Genomic DNA, 17,326 nt, shown 5'->3' on the forward strand with positions numbered 1-17,326 from the left:
GCTATTAAACGAGACAACAAGGGACGGTCCAAGAAGGCCCGCATTAATGATCAGATTGAGGCATCACAGGTACGCCTGATCGGCGCCGACGGCGAGCAGGTTGGCATTGTCACCCTCGAGGAAGCGCTGGAGAAAGCTCAGCAGGCCAATCTGGATCTCGTTGAAATTGCGCCGGACTCCGATCCGATAGTCTGTAAGATCATGGACTACGGTAAGCACATTTTTGAAGCCAAGAAGGCCAAAAATGCTGCCAAGAAGAAACAGAAGCAGCAGCAGATCAAAGAGATGAAGTTCCGCCCCGGTACCGATATCGGGGACTACCAGATCAAGCTGCGCAACCTGACCCGCTTCCTGGAAGCGGGGGACAAGGCGAAGATTTCCCTGCGCTTCCGCGGCCGCGAGATGGCCCACCAGGAGCTGGGGATGGAAATGATGCAGCGCATCGAGAAAGACCTCGAGGAGCTGGGCACGGTTGAGCAGCGGCCGAAGATGGAAGGCCGCCAGATGATCATGGTCATCGCACCGAGCAAAAAGAAGAAGTGAGTCGCGGCGGGTAACCGCCGGGCCTCCTCTCGGGAAGTGATTGGGCGACGGCTGCCTCCTCACTCCCGCAACGCCGCCGGCTCGCCGGCGGTTCTACGTTAAGCCTGTTCGCAGGCACAATTACTTTTGGAGTACAAAATGCCGAAAGCAAAGACCCATAGTGGCGCCGCCAAGCGCTTCAAGAAGACGGCTGCGGGCTACAAGCACAAGCACGCCAACAAGAGCCACATCCTCACCAAGATGACCACCAAGCGTAAGCGTCAGCTGCGCGGCACCACGACTATGAACAAGTCTGATGCCACCCTGGTCGATCGTATGCTGCGCGCCAAGTAATTGGCCCATCGCTAACAGGTTTAAGAGGATAGAGTTATGGCCCGTGTTAAACGTGGTGTAGAGGCGCGTCGTCGTCACAAGAAAATTCTGAAGCAGGCCAAGGGTTACTACGGTGCGCGTTCGCGCGTATTCCGCGTAGCCAAGCAGGCGGTGATCAAGGCCGGCCAGTACGCTTACCGTGACCGTCGTGTCAAGAAGCGTAACTTCCGCGCCCTGTGGATCACTCGTATCAACGCCCAGTCCCGTTCCGAGGGCCTGAGCTACAGCCGCCTGATTGCCGGCCTGAAAAAGGCTGACATCGCCCTGGACCGTCGTGTCCTGGCCGACCTGGCTGTATACGACAAAGCCGCTTTTGCTGCCGTAGTGGAAAAAGCCAAGGCAGCCCTGGCAGCTTAAGTAGCGTCTTTGAAATAAGACGAGGGTACTGAAAGGATCGCATTGCGATCTTCCAGGTACCCGACAAAGTAGGGGAGGGCTGTTATGGCCCTCCCCTATTTTTTTGCCGGCTGATCTCCACTGGTGAGTACCAGGCCGGCGAGATTGTCCACATACATGGATATAATCACCCGCGCGTCGCCTATCCTTCACGGGGCGCAGGGCAGTTGCTTACGAAGAAAAATTGAAGTCAAACGGGAACGATTCAATGCAAGATTTGCAGTCCCTCACCGAACAGGCGCTGGACGCCGTGGCCAAGGCTGAAGACCTGGCCGGGCTGGACCAGGTGCGCGTCGATTACCTGGGCAAGAAGGGCCAGCTGACCGCGCTGCTGAAGGGCCTGGGCAAGCTTTCCGCCGAGGAACGCCCCGCCGCCGGTGCCAAGATCAACGAGGCCAAGCAGCAGGTGCAGGAGCAGATCAACGCCCGCCGCGCTGCGCTGGAAGAGGCCGCCATCAATGCCAAGCTGGCCGCGGAGACCATCGACGTGACCCTGCCGGGCCGCGGTGAAGAGCCCGGCAACGCCCACCCGGTAACCCGTACCCTGCGCCGCATTGAGAAACTGTTCGTGCGCCTGGGCTTTGCCGTGGAAGAGGGCCCGGAGATCGAGGACGACTACCACAACTTCGAGGCGCTCAATATTCCCGCGCACCACCCGGCGCGGGCGATGCACGACACCTTTTACATCGACCCGTCCACCGTGCTGCGCACCCACACCTCTCCGGTGCAGATCCGCACCATGGAGAAGGCGGCGCCGCCGATCCGTATTATCTGCCCGGGCCGCGTCTATCGCTGCGACTCGGACGTGACCCACTCCCCCATGTTCCACCAGGTGGAAGGCCTGGTGGTGGACAAGGGCGTCAGCTTCGCGCACCTGAAAGGCTGCGTGGACCAGTTCCTGAAGGCCTTTTTCGAGGCCGACGTGCCGGTGCGTTTCCGCCCGTCCTACTTCCCGTTCACCGAGCCCTCCGCCGAGGTGGACATCCAGTGCACCGCCTGTGGCGGCGAGGGCTGCCGCGTCTGCTCCGGCACCGGCTGGCTGGAAGTCATGGGCTGCGGCATGGTGCACCCGAACGTATTCGCCTCCTGCAACATCGACAGCGACGAGTACACCGGCTTTGCCTTCGGCATGGGCGTGGAGCGCCTGGCCATGCTGCGCTACGGCGTCAACGACCTGCGCCTGTTCTTCGACAACGACCTGCGCTTCCTCAAGCAGTTCTGACCGGGGCTTTACTCCCGGCCCACCCGTAGGAGCGGCCGCTGGCCGCGACCAGAGATCGGGAACCAGAACGAAGAACAGACAGCAAAACAGAATTCGGACAGAGAACGACTATGAAATTCAGCAATGCATGGCTGCGGGAATGGGTAAACCCGCAACTCTCCGCGCAGGAACTGGCCGACCAGGTCACCATGGCCGGCCTGGAAGTGGACGGCATCGAGCCGGTGGCCGGGGACTTCACCGGCGTGGTGGTGGGCGAGATCCTCGCCTGCGAACAGCACCCGGACGCCGACAAGCTGCGGGTCTGCACCGTGGCCGGCCACCCGGAGGGCGAAATGCAGGTGGTGTGCGGCGCCCCCAATGCCCGCGCCGGCATCAAGATCCCGTTCGCGCTGGTGGGCGCCAAGCTGCCCGGCGACTTCAAGATCAAGAAAGCCAAGCTCCGCGGTGTGGAGAGCTTCGGCATGCTGTGTGCCCAGACCGAGCTGGAACTGGGTGAAGACAGCGACGGCATCTGGGAGCTGCCCGCCGATGCCCCCACCGGCACCGACCTGCGGGAATACCTGCAACTGGACGACGTGGCCATTGAGGTGGACCTGACCCCCAACCGTTCCGACTGCCTGGGGATCGCCGGTATCGCCCGTGAAGTGGGCGTGCTCAACCGCTGCCCGGTGGAGGGCCCGGCCATCGAGCCGGTGGCCGCCACCATCGACGACAGCCTGCCGGTGTCCCTGATGGCCGGCGACGCCTGCCCGCGCTACGTGGGCCGGGTGATCCGCAATATCGACGTCGGCGCCACCACCCCGCTGTGGATGCAGGAGCGCCTGCGCCGCGCCGGCCTGCGCAGCATCGACCCGGTGGTGGACGTCACCAACTATGTCCTGCTGGAGCTGGGCCAGCCCATGCACGCCTTCGACCTGGCGAAGCTGGACGGCGGCATCAAGGTGCGCATGGCAGAGCAGGGCGAGAAGCTGACCCTGCTGGACGGCCAGGAAGTGACCCTGAACGACAGCACCCTGCTGATCACCGACGACAGCAAGCCGCTGGCCATGGCCGGCATCATGGGGGGCGAGGAGTCCTCCGTAACCGGCCAGACCCGCGACATCTTCCTGGAGAGCGCCTTCTTCAGCCCGCTGGCCATCGCCGGCAAGGCCCGTTCCTACGGCCTGCACACCGACTCCTCGCACCGCTTCGAGCGCGGCGTGGACTACCGCCTGCAGGAGAAAGCCGTTGAGCGCGCCACGCAGCTGCTGCTGGACATCGTCGGCGGCGAGCCGGGCCCGGTACACCTGCGTGAACTGAACGACGCCATGCCCGCCGAGCGCCACATTACCCTGCGCCGCGCGCGGGTCGAGAGCGGCCTGGGCGTGCAGATCGCCGATGACGAGATCATCGATATCCTCACCCGCCTGGGCCTGGAGAAGATCGACCAGGACGACGCCGGCTGGACCTTCCTGGCCCCCAGCTTCCGCTTCGACCTGGCCATCGAGGCCGACCTGCTGGAAGAGCTGGCGCGGGTGTACGGCTACAACCGTATCCCCAGCATCAGCTTCAGCGCCGCGCTGGATATCCTGCCCGAGCACGAGGTGGAGCTGGACGGCACCGCCCTGGAGCAGACCCTGCTGGCGCGCGGCTACCACGAGGCCATCACCTTCAGCTTTATCGATCGCGAGTCCGCGGCCCTGTTCGACCCCAAGGCCGAGCCGGTGGCACTGCAGAATCCGATCAGCGCCGACCTGGCGGTAATGCGCACCTCGCTGATCCCGGGCCTGTGCAAGGCACTGCAGTACAACCTGAACCGCCAGCAGGAGCGCGTGCGCCTGTTCGAGACCGGCCTGCGATTCGTGCCTGGTGCTGACCTGCAGCAGCAGCCGATGCTCGCCGGCCTGGTCTACGGTACCCGCCAGGCGGAGAGCTGGACCGGTGGCAAGGACTGGGTGGACTTCTACGACATCAAGGCCGACGTCGAGGCCCTGCTGGCAGAGACCAACGCCGCCGACGAGTTCCGCTTTGTGGCCGGTGAGCACCCGGCACTGCACCCGGGGCAGTGTGCCCGCATCCTGCGCGGCGACCGCGAAGTGGGTGTGCTGGGTGCCCTGCACCCGCAGCTGCAGAAGCAGCTGGACCTGCCCAAGGCAGCCTTCGTGTTCGAGCTGGACCTGGACGCCATCGGCGAGGCCCGTCTGCCGGCATTCAACCCGCTGTCACGCTTCCCGGCCGTGCGCCGCGACCTGGCCCTGCTGATCGACGCCGATGTTCAGGCCGCCAATCTGGTGGAAACTGCTGCCGAGACCGCCGGCGAAATGTTGACGGACCTCAAGATTTTTGACGTCTATCAGGGCGAAGGCATTGATTTCAATAGAAAAAGTGTCGCTATGGGCTTGACCTTTCAGCATCCGTCGCGCACCCTTAATGACGAAGAAATCACTGCCGCGGTTGACGCAGTGGTTAAGCAGCTAGAACAAAAATATAACGCCAGCTTGCGCTGACCCCCGGCTCCGCTCGGGGTGCAAGCGGTTTAGCCCGGTGGTACTACGGGTTAAGGCACCCCGAGAGCGTCAGCTCCCGGGTTGAAAGCCGCCGCGGTTTGGGCCGCTTCCGATCCGGGACTGACGCCTCTGAATCTGTTGGTAGGAACCAATGACAGAGGCACTGACCAAGGCCGGGCTCGCCGAAAAACTGTACGAAGAGCTGGGCTTCAACAAGCGTGAGGCAAAGGAGATCGTCGAATACTTTTTCGAGGAGATCCGCAATGCGCTCGAGAGTAACGAGCAGGTAAAGCTGTCCGGCTTCGGCAATTTCGACCTTCGCGACAAAAGCCCACGCCCGGGACGGAACCCCAAGACCGGCGAGGAGATCCCCATTTCTGCACGCAGGGTGGTGACCTTCAAGCCGGGACAAAAACTTAAGGCACGAGTAGAAGAAGATGCTGGAAGCGAGCAACAATAGCGAACTGCCTGTTATCCCGGGCAAGCGCTATTTCACCATTGGAGAGGTCAGCGAGCTCTGCGCGGTCAAGCCACATGTACTGCGCTACTGGGAACAGGAATTCCCCCAGCTCAGCCCGGTCAAGCGCCGTGGCAACCGCCGCTACTACCAACACCAGGACGTCCTCCTGATCCGCCAGATCCGCGCACTCCTGTACGAGGAGGGCTACACCATCGGCGGCGCCCGCCACCAGATGGAAGCCGGCAGCCAGCAGGCGGAGAAGGTACAGCTGCAGCAGGTACTGCCGCAGGTGATCGCCGAGCTGGAGGGGGTGTTAACGCTCCTGGAAACCTGATCCCGCCCGCCGGGGCAGGGCGGCCCGAAAGGCGCAAATCCGGGCTTGCATTCCCCGCCCAACAATGTATGATTTGCGCCTCATCGCAATGCGATGCCCCTTTGAAATCAAGCACTTAGAGTCATCTGGGCGCCTGGTTTCACACTCAGTCGGAGTGTAGCGCAGCCTGGTAGCGCACCACACTGGGGGTGTGGTGGTCGTCGGTTCAAATCCGGCCACTCCGACCATTATTTGAACAAAAAAGCCCGCTTTTTAGCGGGCTTTTTTGTGTCTGCTTTTCCAGATGTCAGTTGTTTGACATGCGCCTTTCCGAAACAAGTCCGTGGAGATGGGTGAAGGGTTGCAGCGAAGCCAAATTCACCCTTGCGATTTTTATAAGAGCCTGGCCTTAATCGATGTAATTCGATGTAATTCGCTCTGGCGCCGACAGGGTATAAAGACGACGCAAATGTGATTACTATCACAGGTTGTCCTGAGATGGGGGCTTACAGGGATCTAAAGCTAGGGAACAGCACCTGAAAACGTCCGTAAAAAATAAAGAAGGTGCTTTTTGGAGCAGATTTTAATCAGCTGGATCGGGGGGCAGGATCTGGCCGCGAGTCAATCTGAAGACGAGCGGCGTATCGGGCCTATTGCTTCAACGCTGGCCGCTCACGCATTCGACCGTGTCGAGCTCCTGAGTAATTATCCGGGCGGCGAAGTTGAGGAATATTTAAGCTGGCTGAAGGCCCGTACTGACACTGCCGTTTGCGTACATAAGGCCGACCTCTCCTCTCCAGTAAATTTTGCTGAGATCTACGGCGTTGCCAATGACGCCTTGGATACACTTGCAAATCTGCCGGGCGCCCCTGAGCTGAATATTCTTCTCAGCCCGGGCACCCCCGCCATGCAGGCGGTGTGGATCCTGCTTGGCAAGACGCGCTTCCCAGTGACTTTCTGGCAGTCCTCCATGGAAGAGGGGGTGCAAAAGGTTGAGATTCCGTTCGAGATTGCCGCCGAGTACGTGCCAACAGCGGGCAGTGTGGACTCGCGGGGGATCAGCGAGCTGGCGACAGCCAGCGTCCCAGCCAACGCCGCCTTTGATGACATCGTCACTCAGAACCCCCGCATGCAGCGTCTTAAGGCTCAGGCGACGATTCTGGCGGCCAGAGAGGTTCCCGTCCTGATCTGCGGGGAATCCGGCACCGGTAAGGAGCTATTTGCCCGCGCTATACACAATGCCAGTGGCCGAGCAAGCCGCTCTTTCGTGGCGGTCAACTGTGGAGCCTTCCCGCCCGAGCTAATCGACTCCATTCTTTTTGGCCACAAGAAAGGCGCGTTCACCGGCGCTACTTCTGACCGCGACGGGGTCTTCCAGCAAGCGCATGGCGGCACGCTGTTCCTGGACGAGTTCGGCGAGCTGGATCCGGCAGTACAGGTTCGCCTGTTGCGCGTACTACAGGACGGCACCTTCATCCCGGTGGGAGGGCGGCAAGAGTGTAGGGTGGATGTCCGAATAGTGGCTGCGACAAACCGAGATCTGTTGCAGGCGGTGTCCGAGGGCGTTTTCCGAGAAGACTTGTTTTACCGCGTCGCCGTAGGTGTGCTGCGCCTGCCGCCCCTGCGGGAGCGTCAGGGGGATCTCGGGCTGTTAGCTGCGCGGATACTGGATTCCCTCGGGAGTCAGGATTCTCACCTGGAGGGTAAAAAACTTTCTGTTTCCGCAAAAAACCTTATCCTCGGGCGCCCCTGGCGGGGTAACGTGCGCGAGCTGCACTCGACGCTATTACGGGCGGCGCTTTGGAGCACCGGAGATACCATCGAGGCTGACGATCTGCGTGAGGCGTTGTTCCAGATGCCTGAGCGGGAGGTGGGCCTATTGGGGCGCGATATTTCCCAAGGTGTTGATATTCAAGGGATTATCGATGAGGTCTGGCGCCACTATATTCCCCGGGCCATGGATTCAGCACAAGGGAAGAAGACCCGTGCGGCGTCTTTGCTTGGCCTCAAAAACTACCAGACGCTAACCAACATAATGGAAAAATTGGGCCTTAAGTGAAAGTTGGCACGCCATTCGCAAATAGAGTGGTATGGATAGAAAATTTTATATGAAATCGCAAAACTTCGAGTTCTTACGGGAAAGCTGGCCGGAGTTGGCCAGTATCGGCGGCTTTGCCGAGCAGTATGTCCAAAGTGACCCCCAGAGTGCTTTGACCAAGCTGCGTAATTTCGCCGAGCGGTCCGTCGATATCGTGTACCGCGCGCTCAGGCTCCCGCGGCCGCAGATGGCGAAATTCATGGAAATGCTGTCCAACGATGCCTTCGAGGCGGTGACGCCTAAGGTAGTACTGGACAAGTTTCACGCTATCCGAATCCACGGGAACAAGGCTGCACATGGTGACAAGGTCTCTGCCCAGAGTGCCCAGTGGCTACTGAGGGAGGCTCACGATCTGGCGCGCTGGATCTATGCCACCCACGGGGATGGCGATGTGTCCAGCCTTCAGCCGTTTGAGCTGCCCGAGCCCCCCAAGTCTGCCAAGGCAGAATACAAGAAGGAGCGCAAGGCGCTGTTACAGCAGTACGCGCAACAGGAAGCACGCATGCAGGCCTTGCTTGCCGAGCTGGATGCCGAGCGTGAGCGCGCAACCCAACTGGAAAAAACCGCAGCAGAGGCCGAGCAGCTCCAGCAGGAGGCGTTACAGAAGGGGCAGCAGGTTGCGGCGGACCTCAAGTTTGATGAGGCCACCACCCGCAAGCACCTGATTGATTCACAATTGGCCCAGCAAGGGTGGGATCTCGAAAACCGGGACCAGGTAACCCTGGATATCGGTGCCCACAAAGAGCTGAACAGAATCCAGCATCAGCCGACCCCGAGCGGTGAAGGGTATGCCGATTACATTCTCTGGGATGACAACGGCAAACCCCTTGCGGTCATCGAGGCAAAGAAGACTGCGGAAAATGCCGAGAAGGGGCGTCATCAAGCCAGGCACTATGCCGATGGCCTGGAGAAGATGCATGGCCAGCGACCAGTCATTTTCTACACCAATGGCCACGATATCTGGATCTGGGACGACCATCCCGCCCAGAACTATCCGCCGCGCAAGCTCTTTGGCTTCTACACCAAGACGAGCCTGCAGCATCAGATCCGCCAGCGCACGGAGCGGCAGCCACTTAACACGGTATCGCCGAAGCCAGAAATATTGGGTGACCGTCTCTACCAGCACGAGGCGCTGAAGCGCATCTGTGAACGCTTCGAGACTCGTCAACGCAAGGCGCTAGCTGTGCAGGCGACTGGAACCGGCAAGACGCGTCTGTCGATTGCAATCTCTGACGTCATCATGCAGGCGGGGTGGGGTAAGCGCATCCTGTTCCTGTGTGACCGTCGTGAACTGCGCAAGCAGGCCAAGAATGCGTATAGCGAGTTTCTCTCTGCCCCCATTACCGTCTTGACCAGCAAGAGCGTGGAGGACACGCAGAATCGTATCTTTGTCGCGACCTACCCGACAATGATGAAGAATTTTGCCAAGTTCGACCCCGGTTTTTTCGACCTGATTATTGCCGATGAGTCCCATCGCAGTATTTACAACATCTATGGCGATATTTTTCGCTACTTTGACGCCTTGCAGCTGGGCCTGACGGCAACGCCAGTGGAGATGGTCAGCCGCTCAACCTGTCGGATGTTCGATTGTGACCTTGGGGACCCCACCAGCAACTATGACCTCGAAACCGCGATCTCCGAAGGTTACCTGGTGCCCTATGAAGTCGTGAAGCACACCACCAAGTTCCTGCGTGATGGCATCAAGGGGCATGCGCTCAGTCCTGAAGAGGTGGCAGAGCTGGAGGACCAGGGCATCGACCCCAACATGTTGGACTTTGATGGCAAGGACATCGATCGCGCGATCTATAACAAGGACACCAATCGCAAGATTCTCCAAAACCTGATGGAAAACGGCCTGCGCCAGGCGGACGAGCAGACTCTGGGGAAAACCATCATTTTTGCCCGCAACCACAATCACGCTAAGTTGCTCGAGGGAATTTTCAATGAAGAGTGGCCGATGTACGGCGGCCGCTTCTGTCAGGTGATCGACAATTACGACCCGCGCGCCGAATCATTGATTGACGACTTCAAGGGCGATGGCACCAACGACCAGCTCACTATTGCCATCTCGGTCGATATGCTGGACACCGGCATTGATGTGCCGGAGATCCTCAACCTCGTGTTCGCGCGACCGGTGAAGTCGCCGGTCAAGTTCTGGCAGATGGTTGGCCGCGGGACCCGCCTCTGCAAGGACCTGTTTGGCGAAGGCAAGCACAAAACGCACTTCCAGATTTTCGATCACTGGGGCGTGGTCGAATACCACGGCATGAAACGCCGGGAAGTCACCGTAAGCCAGAGCAAGTCGCTGATGCAGCGCTTGTTTGATGAGCGCCTTGCGTTGGCGAAAACGGCGTCGAAACATGCAGAAGTCGATTTCTGTGACACTATCGTCCAGTGGCTGCACAAAACCATCAACAGCCTGGATGAAAACTCTCTGGCAGTCCGCGAGAAGTGGAAAGTCAAGCGCCAGATGTCCGACCTGGACACGCTGCGCCAGTTCAGTCCGGCGACCGTGACCCTGCTGGAAGCCGAGATAGCGCCGCTGATGAAGTGGCTCGATGTTCGGGGGCACAGTGATGCCTATCACTGGGATTCTCTCGTCAGCCGGATTCAGCAGGAAAAGCTGAAAAATACCGGCCGCTTTGATGACCTCGTCGGTGAAGCCATTGGCCAGCTCTGGCAGCTGCGGATGAACCTCAACCAGGTCAAGGCGAAGGCGGCAGAGATCAAGCAATGCCGGGAGCCGGCGTGGTGGTCCAGTGCGTCCCTGGAGGAGCTGGAGGAGATGCGCGAGTCATTGCGCAGTGTGATGGCCTACAAGGAGAAAGATGATCCCGGCGGCCGCGAGGTCCCGGTGATCGATATCAAGGATGGTGAAGAACAGCGCGAGGAACAGACCACGCACCTGGCGGCGGTTGATATGCGCGCGTACCGGGCGCGGGTAGAGGCGGCCCTCAAGGAATTGTTTGATGACAATCCGACCCTGCAGAAAATCCGCGACGGCCAACCGGTGAGCCCCGAAGAGCTCGACAGCCTCAACGCGCTGATGCACACCCGCCACCAGGAGCTGGATCTTGATGTTCTGAAAGGCTTCTATGATTCCGCGGCACCCATGGAGCAGATCTTGCGCTCCATCGTCGGTATGGACGTGGAGGCCGTGAACCAGCGCTTTGCGCAGTTCATTCAGAAGTATCCTTCGCTGGACTCGCGCCAGACGGCATTCCTCGCGGAACTGAAGCGCGAGATCGGCCGCAACGGGGCCATCGAGGTCGACAGTCTCTACGAGGGAACACTGGCACGGATCGGTGACCCGGACACTTTGTTCAACATAGAGGCCCAGGTGGATGATCTGATCGCCCTCATCGAGAGCTTCGGCGCACCGCCAGAGATGGATGGCGGCGCGGCGGCCCCGTGACGGCACTGTAACAGTAACTGACAAATTCAATGATTAATTGATCAGGAAGTAAACATGATCACAGGTGAACTCAAAGGCAAGGTCGACAGGCTCTGGCTGGAATTCTGGCAGGGTGGTATCTCGAACCCATTGACGGTAATCGAACAGATTACCTTTCTGATGTTCGCGCGCATGCTGGACATCAATGAGAGCCGCGATGAGAAGCGCGCGTCGCGCAGTGCCAAGTACACGTTCAAGCGCCGCTTTACTGATGAGCAGCAGCACCTGCGCTGGTCCAACTTCTGCCACGAGGGCGATCCGGACAAGCTCATGGCGCTGGTGCGCGACGGTGTGTTCAAGCACTTCCGCGAGCACACCAGTGACATCCGCTTCGGCGATTACATGAAGGATGCCCGGCTGGCCATCGAGAAGCCCTCCCTGCTCACCAAGGCGGTGGAGATGGTCAGTGCACTGCCGCTGGAAGCGGGGGATGCCAAGGGCGATCTCTACGAATACCTGCTGAGCAAGCTCAATACCGCCGGCATCAACGGCCAGTTCCGCACCCCGCGCCACATTATCCGCCTGATGGTGGAGCTGACGGATCCGGAGGCCTCGGACGTCATCGCCGATCCTTCTGTCGGCACCGCAGGCTTCCTGGTCGGAGCGCTTGAATACCTGCTGGAGAAGTACACCGACGAGGATGCCGTGGTCGAGGAGGTGCAGGAGGACGAGCTGGGCAGCTTTGTGCAGCGGACCTACACCGGCAACCGCCTGAGCGCGGAGGACCGCGAGCACATCGAGACCCGCATGCTGCACGGCTTCGATTTTGACAGCACCATGCTGCGCATCGCGGCCATGAACCTGTACATGCACGGCGCCCGCGACCCGGATATCCACTACCAGGACTCCCTGGCGCAGAGTTTTGCCGATCGCTACCCGCAGCAGGAAAAGGACGCCTTCAACCTCATCCTCGCCAATCCGCCGTTCACTGGCCAGCTGGATGAGGACACCATCAACCCCGCTATCCTGCGTATGGTGAAAACCAAGAAAACCGAGCTGCTGTTTGTGGCCCAGATCCTGCGCATGCTCAAGACCGGTGGTCGCAGTGCCACTGTAGTGCCCCAGGGGGTGCTGTTCGGCTCCTCGAAAGCGCACCAGAAGCTGCGCGAGTTGCTGATTGAGGATAACCAGCTGGATGGAGTCATCAACCTCCCCAGTGGCGTGTTCAAGCCCTATGCAGGTGTCGCTACTGCAATCCTGCTGTTTACCAAGGGCGGGGAGACCGACCACGTGTGGTTCTACGACGTGAAGGATGATGGGTTTTCCCTCGATGATAAGCGCGCGCCGCTGTACAAGGACGATGCTGGCCGACCGCTCAAGTTTGCGGGGGACCTGCCTAAGGTGCTGGAAGCTTATCGTCAGCGGGACAAGTCCATTGCCAACACTGAAGAAAATGACCACACCAAAACCTGTTTCTGGGTGAGCAGGGAAGAGCTGGCTGCCAACAAATATGATCTTTCCGTAAGCTCTTATCAAAAAGTTGTACATAAGCAGGAGCAGTATGATCCGCCTAGCGAGATCATTACACGCCTTCTGGGATTAGAGAGTGAGATAGCTGCCGAACTGAAAGCATTGGAGAAAATGCTGTGACTGGGGTTCATATGTATGGTGAATTTCCTTCACACTGGCAAGTCCTATCTTTCACTGAGGCCGTCAAAGATTCAACTTCGCGTAATGTGAAAATTCCCAGAAGTGAGTATCTGTCTCAGGGATGTATTCCGATCGTAGACCAAGGGCAATCGCTATTTGGTGGCTACGCGGATGATAGGCGATTAAAAACTGATGTAAGCCTTCCCGCGATCGTTTTTGGTGATCACACAAGAGTCTTCAAATTTATCGAAGAAGAATTTTGTTTGGGGGCAGACGGAGCGAAATTATTAGAGCCAAAAGTAAATCTTGATAAGAAGTTTTTGTATTACTATCTAAGTAGCTTGAGGATCGAAGCGGCGGGATATAGTCGGCATTTCAAGTTTTTGAAAAAAAATGTAGTTCCGGTCCCGCCAATAGAGGAACAAAAAAGGATAGCTGACATCCTCGATAAAGCTGATGTGATCCATCGCAAGCGTCAGCAGGCCATCGCGCTCGCTGATGAATTTCTGCGGTCGGTATTTCTGGATATGTTTGGTGATCCAGTTTTAAACCCTAAGAAACTTCCGTTAAAAAGTTTGGAATCGATCTCAACATTTGTGGCAGGTTCGGCACTGCCAAATACGGAAGAATATGACGGTCAAGATGAGGGCGTTGCTGCGTTCAAAGTTGGAGATATGAATGCTTTAGGTAATGAATATTATTTGGTTCGTCCGCGAAAATGGGCGAAGACATATAAGAAGGCCAACGCTCTAGTCCCGGAGGGAACAATTGTTTTCCCGAAGAGAGGTGGAGCTATCGGGACAAACAAAAAGAGAATCACCAAGGTTTCAGCAGTTCTCGATCCTAACTTGATGGGTGTAATCCCAGGCGAGTCTATTCCTCTGGAGTATCTATATTTCTGGTTCCAACTGCTGGACTTGAAAACAATTTCAAGTGGTAGCTCAGTGCCTCAGCTGAACAAAAAAGATTTGGCTCCTCTTAAGGTTGTCATTCCGCCTAAGCCTGATCTCGATAGATTTGTTGAGATTTCACGAACGCTACGTGGTTCAAAGGCTATGCAAAATAGCGCTTTAGAGATGGCTGGTGACTTATTTCAAAGCCTCAGTCAGAAAGCTTTTAGTGGGGAGCTATAGCCGGTGGACAAAGAGCAAGAAAAAATGATGGGCAGCCTGGATGCCCAGCTGGACTACATCCGTGAGGCGGATGACCTGCGCCAGCTTAACAGCTTTCTGACCCGAGTGATGGCCAATCAGCGGATCCAGGCGCTGATCAAGGGTGATAACCTGTCGCTGGCCTGTGATGCCGTGGTGGATCTCGGTCAGATTGATGATGGTGATGATGCCGAGAACCGGCTGATTGCTGCTGCAGCCCTCGGTCGTCTATCTGCTGTGGCTCGTGGCCGTGATGGTGTGGTCTTTGCCCGTATTGGTGAGCTCTTCGAGGAGAAACCGCTCTCTGTTGAAGACCTGGCGGACGGTGATGAAAAATATTACGCGGCACTGACAGTCAGTGCGCTGAAAGCCCCTTGGCTGGGGGAGTATTGCAACGAGCAGTCGGTTGCGATCGATACCGCGGAAAAGGCCCGCCGCCTGCTGCTGGGAACGGCCCTGCGTGAGGCGGGCTCATTGTCTGACTACTGGCAGCAGAGCTTGCCGGCTCTGGATGCCCTGCGTGCGATCCCCAACGACGACACGCGCTACAAGCGTATCCGCCGGATCACCAGCGCTGCCAGTGAGGAAGTTCGCAAGTGGGAGGGGGATGTCGGCAGCGATGCCGGTTTGGCCCTGGCCGACTGGTTTGCTGCGTTGCTCCAGACCAGCAAGAAAGATGCCGCAGAAGACACTCTGGTTGATATTTTCGACGACGCCCTGGCCATGCTGTTGCGCATCATCGAGTTGCGCTTCTCTTACGCACTGCTGGCGCCCACCTATGTCATGCTCGAGCGGGCGCGCACGTCCTTCGGGCGCGATGTCTGGAGTGAGATCCTGCGGCAGTCCAAAAATCTGCCCAAGGTGCGCACCGCGCTGAAAGAGGCAGCCCTGGTACTGGCACGGCAGAACACACAGGACAAGGAGCTCATGCAGGTGCTCTGCACCGCCTACCATTCCCGCGCCCAGGTGATGCCGGCCATCACTGCCCACTTCGCGGATGCTCGGGATCTTAACCAGGAAACCCGGGCCTGGTGGGAGCAGGGCGGCAAAGTCGCCGAGAGCCAGCGCGCCGCAGAGCACCGGGTTGGGAACTCGGAGGACCAGCAGATCGGGTCTTTGCTGATCAATGTGGAGGACAGCAAAAGTGTTATGGAAAAGCTGGAGCGGGCTGTGGTGCCCTTCCTCGAGATTTCCGACCCGCCGCTGGCGGAAACTGTGAAAAAAGCTGCAGGGAGTTATACCGAAATTGCCCTTGCGGCCCGGCAGCTGGCAACCATGCGCAAGCTCAGGCACATGAATCTGAAAGGAGAGGTTCTGCGCTACAACCCTCTGGAACAGGACATGCTGGGTGGCCATCAGCTGGGTATCAGCCGGGTTCGTGTCGAGCGTGACGGAATTCAGAAAGAGTTTGGCGGAAAAATAAAAGTGCTCGTGAAACCCCGTGTTTCACCGGCAGAATAATAAAAAGGAGTAAAGACTGTGGAAGCAATTGAGGCAAAGATCCTGCTGAAAAACCTGTTGAAGCGAATCCGGCAGGTGGATGAAGACTGTTACGAACTGCGCGGTACTCTCACCGATGACGAGGTGACCGCTCTCCAGTCGGCGCTGGTCGCCTTGGATGGCGGCACGGCCTCCAGCAGTGCCATGCCTCAATCGCCTCCTGCACCACAGCCTTCCATTCCGCCCCAGCCATTAAAGCCAGTCCCCACCTTTGACCCGCCGCAGGAGCCGGTTACCGAAGCGACCAGCGAGCCTGAGCCCGTTTCCGAGATGCTGGAACACGTGGCCTCACCGATTGAGATCGATACCAGCGTTCTCGACCTGGAGGAACCGGCCAGGGACCGTCGCCTGTGCCTGGATTTTGGCACGGCCATGTCAAAAGTCACCCTGGTCCGGGATGACAGCGCGGACCGGGACTATGAGGATATTCAGGTCCTGAATCTTGGTGTTCCGGGGGATCAGGAGGAAATCAGCGAAACCATGCTGGTGTCGTCGGTATTCATCGACGGAGAGGGCTTGCTGTGGTTCGGTCAGATGGCCGTGAAGCGCTCTGTACTCGAAAACGGGCGCAAGCGCCTGGATAACATCAAGCACTATCTCTCTGTGGAGGGAGATGGGCTGAACAGCAAGGTATCGCCGACGTTCAACCCTACTGACATCGATATCACCTATGGCGATATGGTACTGGCCTACCTGATGTACCTGACGTGGACTGTCAACCATTGCCTGGAGGAAGAAGGTGAGCCCCGCAATCTTCACCGCCGCTTTGCCATGCCCTGTTTCCAGGGGGCCAAGGCCCGGGATGTCGCGCCGTTGCTGAAATACATGCTGGGAGACGCTCAGGTGCTCGCGGATACCTTTTTCCGTACCCTGCAGGACGGTATACCGTTAGCAGACTTCATGGCAGCAGTTGCTCAACTGCGCTCGGCCAAACGCGCCTACCCATTTATCCAGGAATCCATTACCGAGCCGCTGGGCGTGGCCGGGGCCATCATGAGCTGGAAAAAGCGGGTGGATGCCCTGGTGATGGTGGTGGATGTAGGGGCCGGCACCAGCGACTTCAGCCTGTACCGCATGAGATTTGACCAGGAGACCGGCAAGAGCGTCGCCTATGAGGTCGACAACTCCGCTGAGGGTATCACCGAGGCCGGTAATTATCTCGATGGCCTGTTACGGGGGCTAATTTTAAGGAAGGCGGGGGTCAATTCCGAGCATCCACAGTGGCGTAATATTGTCGGTAACTTGGAGCTCGACCTGCGTGATTACAAGGAACGCCTTTTCCTCGATGGCGAGGTCTCCGTTCGTCTGTTCAATGATGACCTGGTGACGATCACTCAGGAGGAATTCCTATCTCTCGAGCAGGTCACCCGGTTCGGTGAATCACTGAAGGCCTGTCGTGATCGTATCCTGAAACGCGTCGATGCCAGCTTCATCAAGGGGGCGCCAAACGGCGTTCTGGCTTTGGCGCTCACCGGCGGTGGTGCCACCCTGCCAATGGTCAAAGCCCTAGCGCAGGGAACAGTAGACGTGAATGGCACGGAGCTGAAATTGGTGCAGTCCAGAGGTTTTCCTGAGTGGCTGGAAGATGAATATCCGGATCTGGAGAGCGATTATCCGCGAATTGCTGTTTCCCTCGGGGGGGCACGCAAACGCATTATCGACCAGGGGGGAGTAGCCCGGGTTACTGCTGGCGATGTGAAGGTACCCCCAACGCTGGATGGCTACTATACGAAAGGATAAG

13 protein-coding genes and 1 tRNA gene are annotated in these 17,326 nt (G+C 58.4%); all 14 read left to right on the top strand.

Features of this window, described 5'->3' with window-relative positions:
• Positions 1-3 precede the first annotated feature (3 nt).
• Complete coding sequence (gene infC, locus LVE68_RS17675) at positions 4-543, top strand: translation initiation factor IF-3 (RefSeq protein ID WP_233006741.1); 540 nt, start codon at positions 4-6, stop codon at positions 541-543.
• A 138-nt stretch (positions 544-681) separates the two neighbouring features.
• A complete protein-coding gene (rpmI, locus tag LVE68_RS17680) occupies positions 682-876 on the top strand; it encodes a 50S ribosomal protein L35 (RefSeq protein WP_091508623.1) in 195 nt (64 codons plus the stop codon).
• A 36-nt stretch (positions 877-912) separates the two neighbouring features.
• Positions 913-1,272 carry a 50S ribosomal protein L20 gene (gene rplT / locus LVE68_RS17685; protein WP_073271297.1) on the top strand — a complete coding sequence of 120 codons (360 nt, stop codon included), beginning with the start codon at positions 913-915 and terminating at the stop codon, positions 1,270-1,272.
• 247 nt (positions 1,273-1,519) lie between these two features.
• Entirely contained in the window at positions 1,520-2,533 is a 1,014-nt protein-coding gene (gene pheS, locus LVE68_RS17690) for a phenylalanine--tRNA ligase subunit alpha (protein ID WP_232941767.1), read from the top strand.
• A gap of 110 nt (positions 2,534-2,643) precedes the next feature.
• Positions 2,644-5,019 (top strand): phenylalanine--tRNA ligase subunit beta, encoded by a 2,376-nt coding sequence (gene pheT / locus LVE68_RS17695; protein WP_232941769.1) that lies wholly within the window; start codon positions 2,644-2,646, stop codon positions 5,017-5,019.
• Positions 5,020-5,170: 151 nt separating this feature from the next.
• A complete protein-coding gene (ihfA, locus tag LVE68_RS17700; protein WP_232941771.1) occupies positions 5,171-5,479 on the top strand; it encodes an integration host factor subunit alpha in 309 nt (102 codons plus the stop codon).
• The gene (locus tag LVE68_RS17705) at positions 5,457-5,813 is read left to right on the top strand and encodes a MerR family transcriptional regulator (RefSeq protein ID WP_232941773.1); all 357 of its coding nucleotides are present in this window, start codon (positions 5,457-5,459) and stop codon (positions 5,811-5,813) included. The genes ihfA and LVE68_RS17705 overlap by 23 nt, the downstream gene beginning before the upstream one ends.
• A gap of 150 nt (positions 5,814-5,963) precedes the next feature.
• Positions 5,964-6,040: transfer RNA gene (locus tag LVE68_RS17710), tRNA-Pro, on the top strand.
• 323 nt (positions 6,041-6,363) lie between these two features.
• Complete coding sequence (locus LVE68_RS17715) at positions 6,364-7,851, top strand: sigma-54 interaction domain-containing protein (RefSeq protein ID WP_232941775.1); 1,488 nt, start codon at positions 6,364-6,366, stop codon at positions 7,849-7,851.
• 49 nt (positions 7,852-7,900) lie between these two features.
• On the top strand, positions 7,901-11,305 hold the full coding sequence (locus tag LVE68_RS17720; RefSeq protein WP_232941777.1) for a DEAD/DEAH box helicase family protein: 3,405 nt from the start codon (positions 7,901-7,903) through the stop codon (positions 11,303-11,305).
• 54 nt (positions 11,306-11,359) lie between these two features.
• Positions 11,360-12,934 carry a type I restriction-modification system subunit M gene (locus LVE68_RS17725; RefSeq protein WP_232941779.1) on the top strand — a complete coding sequence of 525 codons (1,575 nt, stop codon included), beginning with the start codon at positions 11,360-11,362 and terminating at the stop codon, positions 12,932-12,934.
• Between the two features lie 11 nt (positions 12,935-12,945).
• Complete coding sequence (locus tag LVE68_RS17730) at positions 12,946-14,067, top strand: restriction endonuclease subunit S (RefSeq protein ID WP_232941781.1); 1,122 nt, start codon at positions 12,946-12,948, stop codon at positions 14,065-14,067.
• A gap of 3 nt (positions 14,068-14,070) precedes the next feature.
• Complete coding sequence (locus LVE68_RS17735) at positions 14,071-15,546, top strand: hypothetical protein (protein ID WP_232941783.1); 1,476 nt, start codon at positions 14,071-14,073, stop codon at positions 15,544-15,546.
• Between the two features lie 18 nt (positions 15,547-15,564).
• On the top strand, positions 15,565-17,325 hold the full coding sequence (locus LVE68_RS17740; RefSeq protein ID WP_232941785.1) for a hypothetical protein: 1,761 nt from the start codon (positions 15,565-15,567) through the stop codon (positions 17,323-17,325).
• Position 17,326: the final 1 nt, after the last annotated feature.

Source organism: Microbulbifer sp. YPW16, from assembly GCF_021290385.1.
Taxonomy (GTDB): domain Bacteria; phylum Pseudomonadota; class Gammaproteobacteria; order Pseudomonadales; family Cellvibrionaceae; genus Microbulbifer; species Microbulbifer zhoushanensis.

Excerpts from the sequence above, each read along its gene's own strand:
- rpmI (WP_091508623.1), top strand. The coding sequence starts at position 682 with ATGCCGAAAGCAAAGACCCATAGTGGCGCCGCCAAGCGCTTCAAGAAG.
- rplT (WP_073271297.1), top strand. The coding sequence starts at position 913 with ATGGCCCGTGTTAAACGTGGTGTAGAGGCGCGTCGTCGTCACAAGAAA.
- pheS (WP_232941767.1), top strand. The coding sequence starts at position 1,520 with ATGCAAGATTTGCAGTCCCTCACCGAACAGGCGCTGGACGCCGTGGCC.
- pheT (WP_232941769.1), top strand. The coding sequence starts at position 2,644 with ATGAAATTCAGCAATGCATGGCTGCGGGAATGGGTAAACCCGCAACTC.
- ihfA (WP_232941771.1), top strand. The coding sequence starts at position 5,171 with ATGACAGAGGCACTGACCAAGGCCGGGCTCGCCGAAAAACTGTACGAA.
- LVE68_RS17705 (WP_232941773.1), top strand. The coding sequence starts at position 5,457 with ATGCTGGAAGCGAGCAACAATAGCGAACTGCCTGTTATCCCGGGCAAG.
- LVE68_RS17720 (WP_232941777.1), top strand. The coding sequence starts at position 7,901 with ATGAAATCGCAAAACTTCGAGTTCTTACGGGAAAGCTGGCCGGAGTTG.
- LVE68_RS17725 (WP_232941779.1), top strand. The coding sequence starts at position 11,360 with ATGATCACAGGTGAACTCAAAGGCAAGGTCGACAGGCTCTGGCTGGAA.
- LVE68_RS17730 (WP_232941781.1), top strand. The coding sequence starts at position 12,946 with ATGTATGGTGAATTTCCTTCACACTGGCAAGTCCTATCTTTCACTGAG.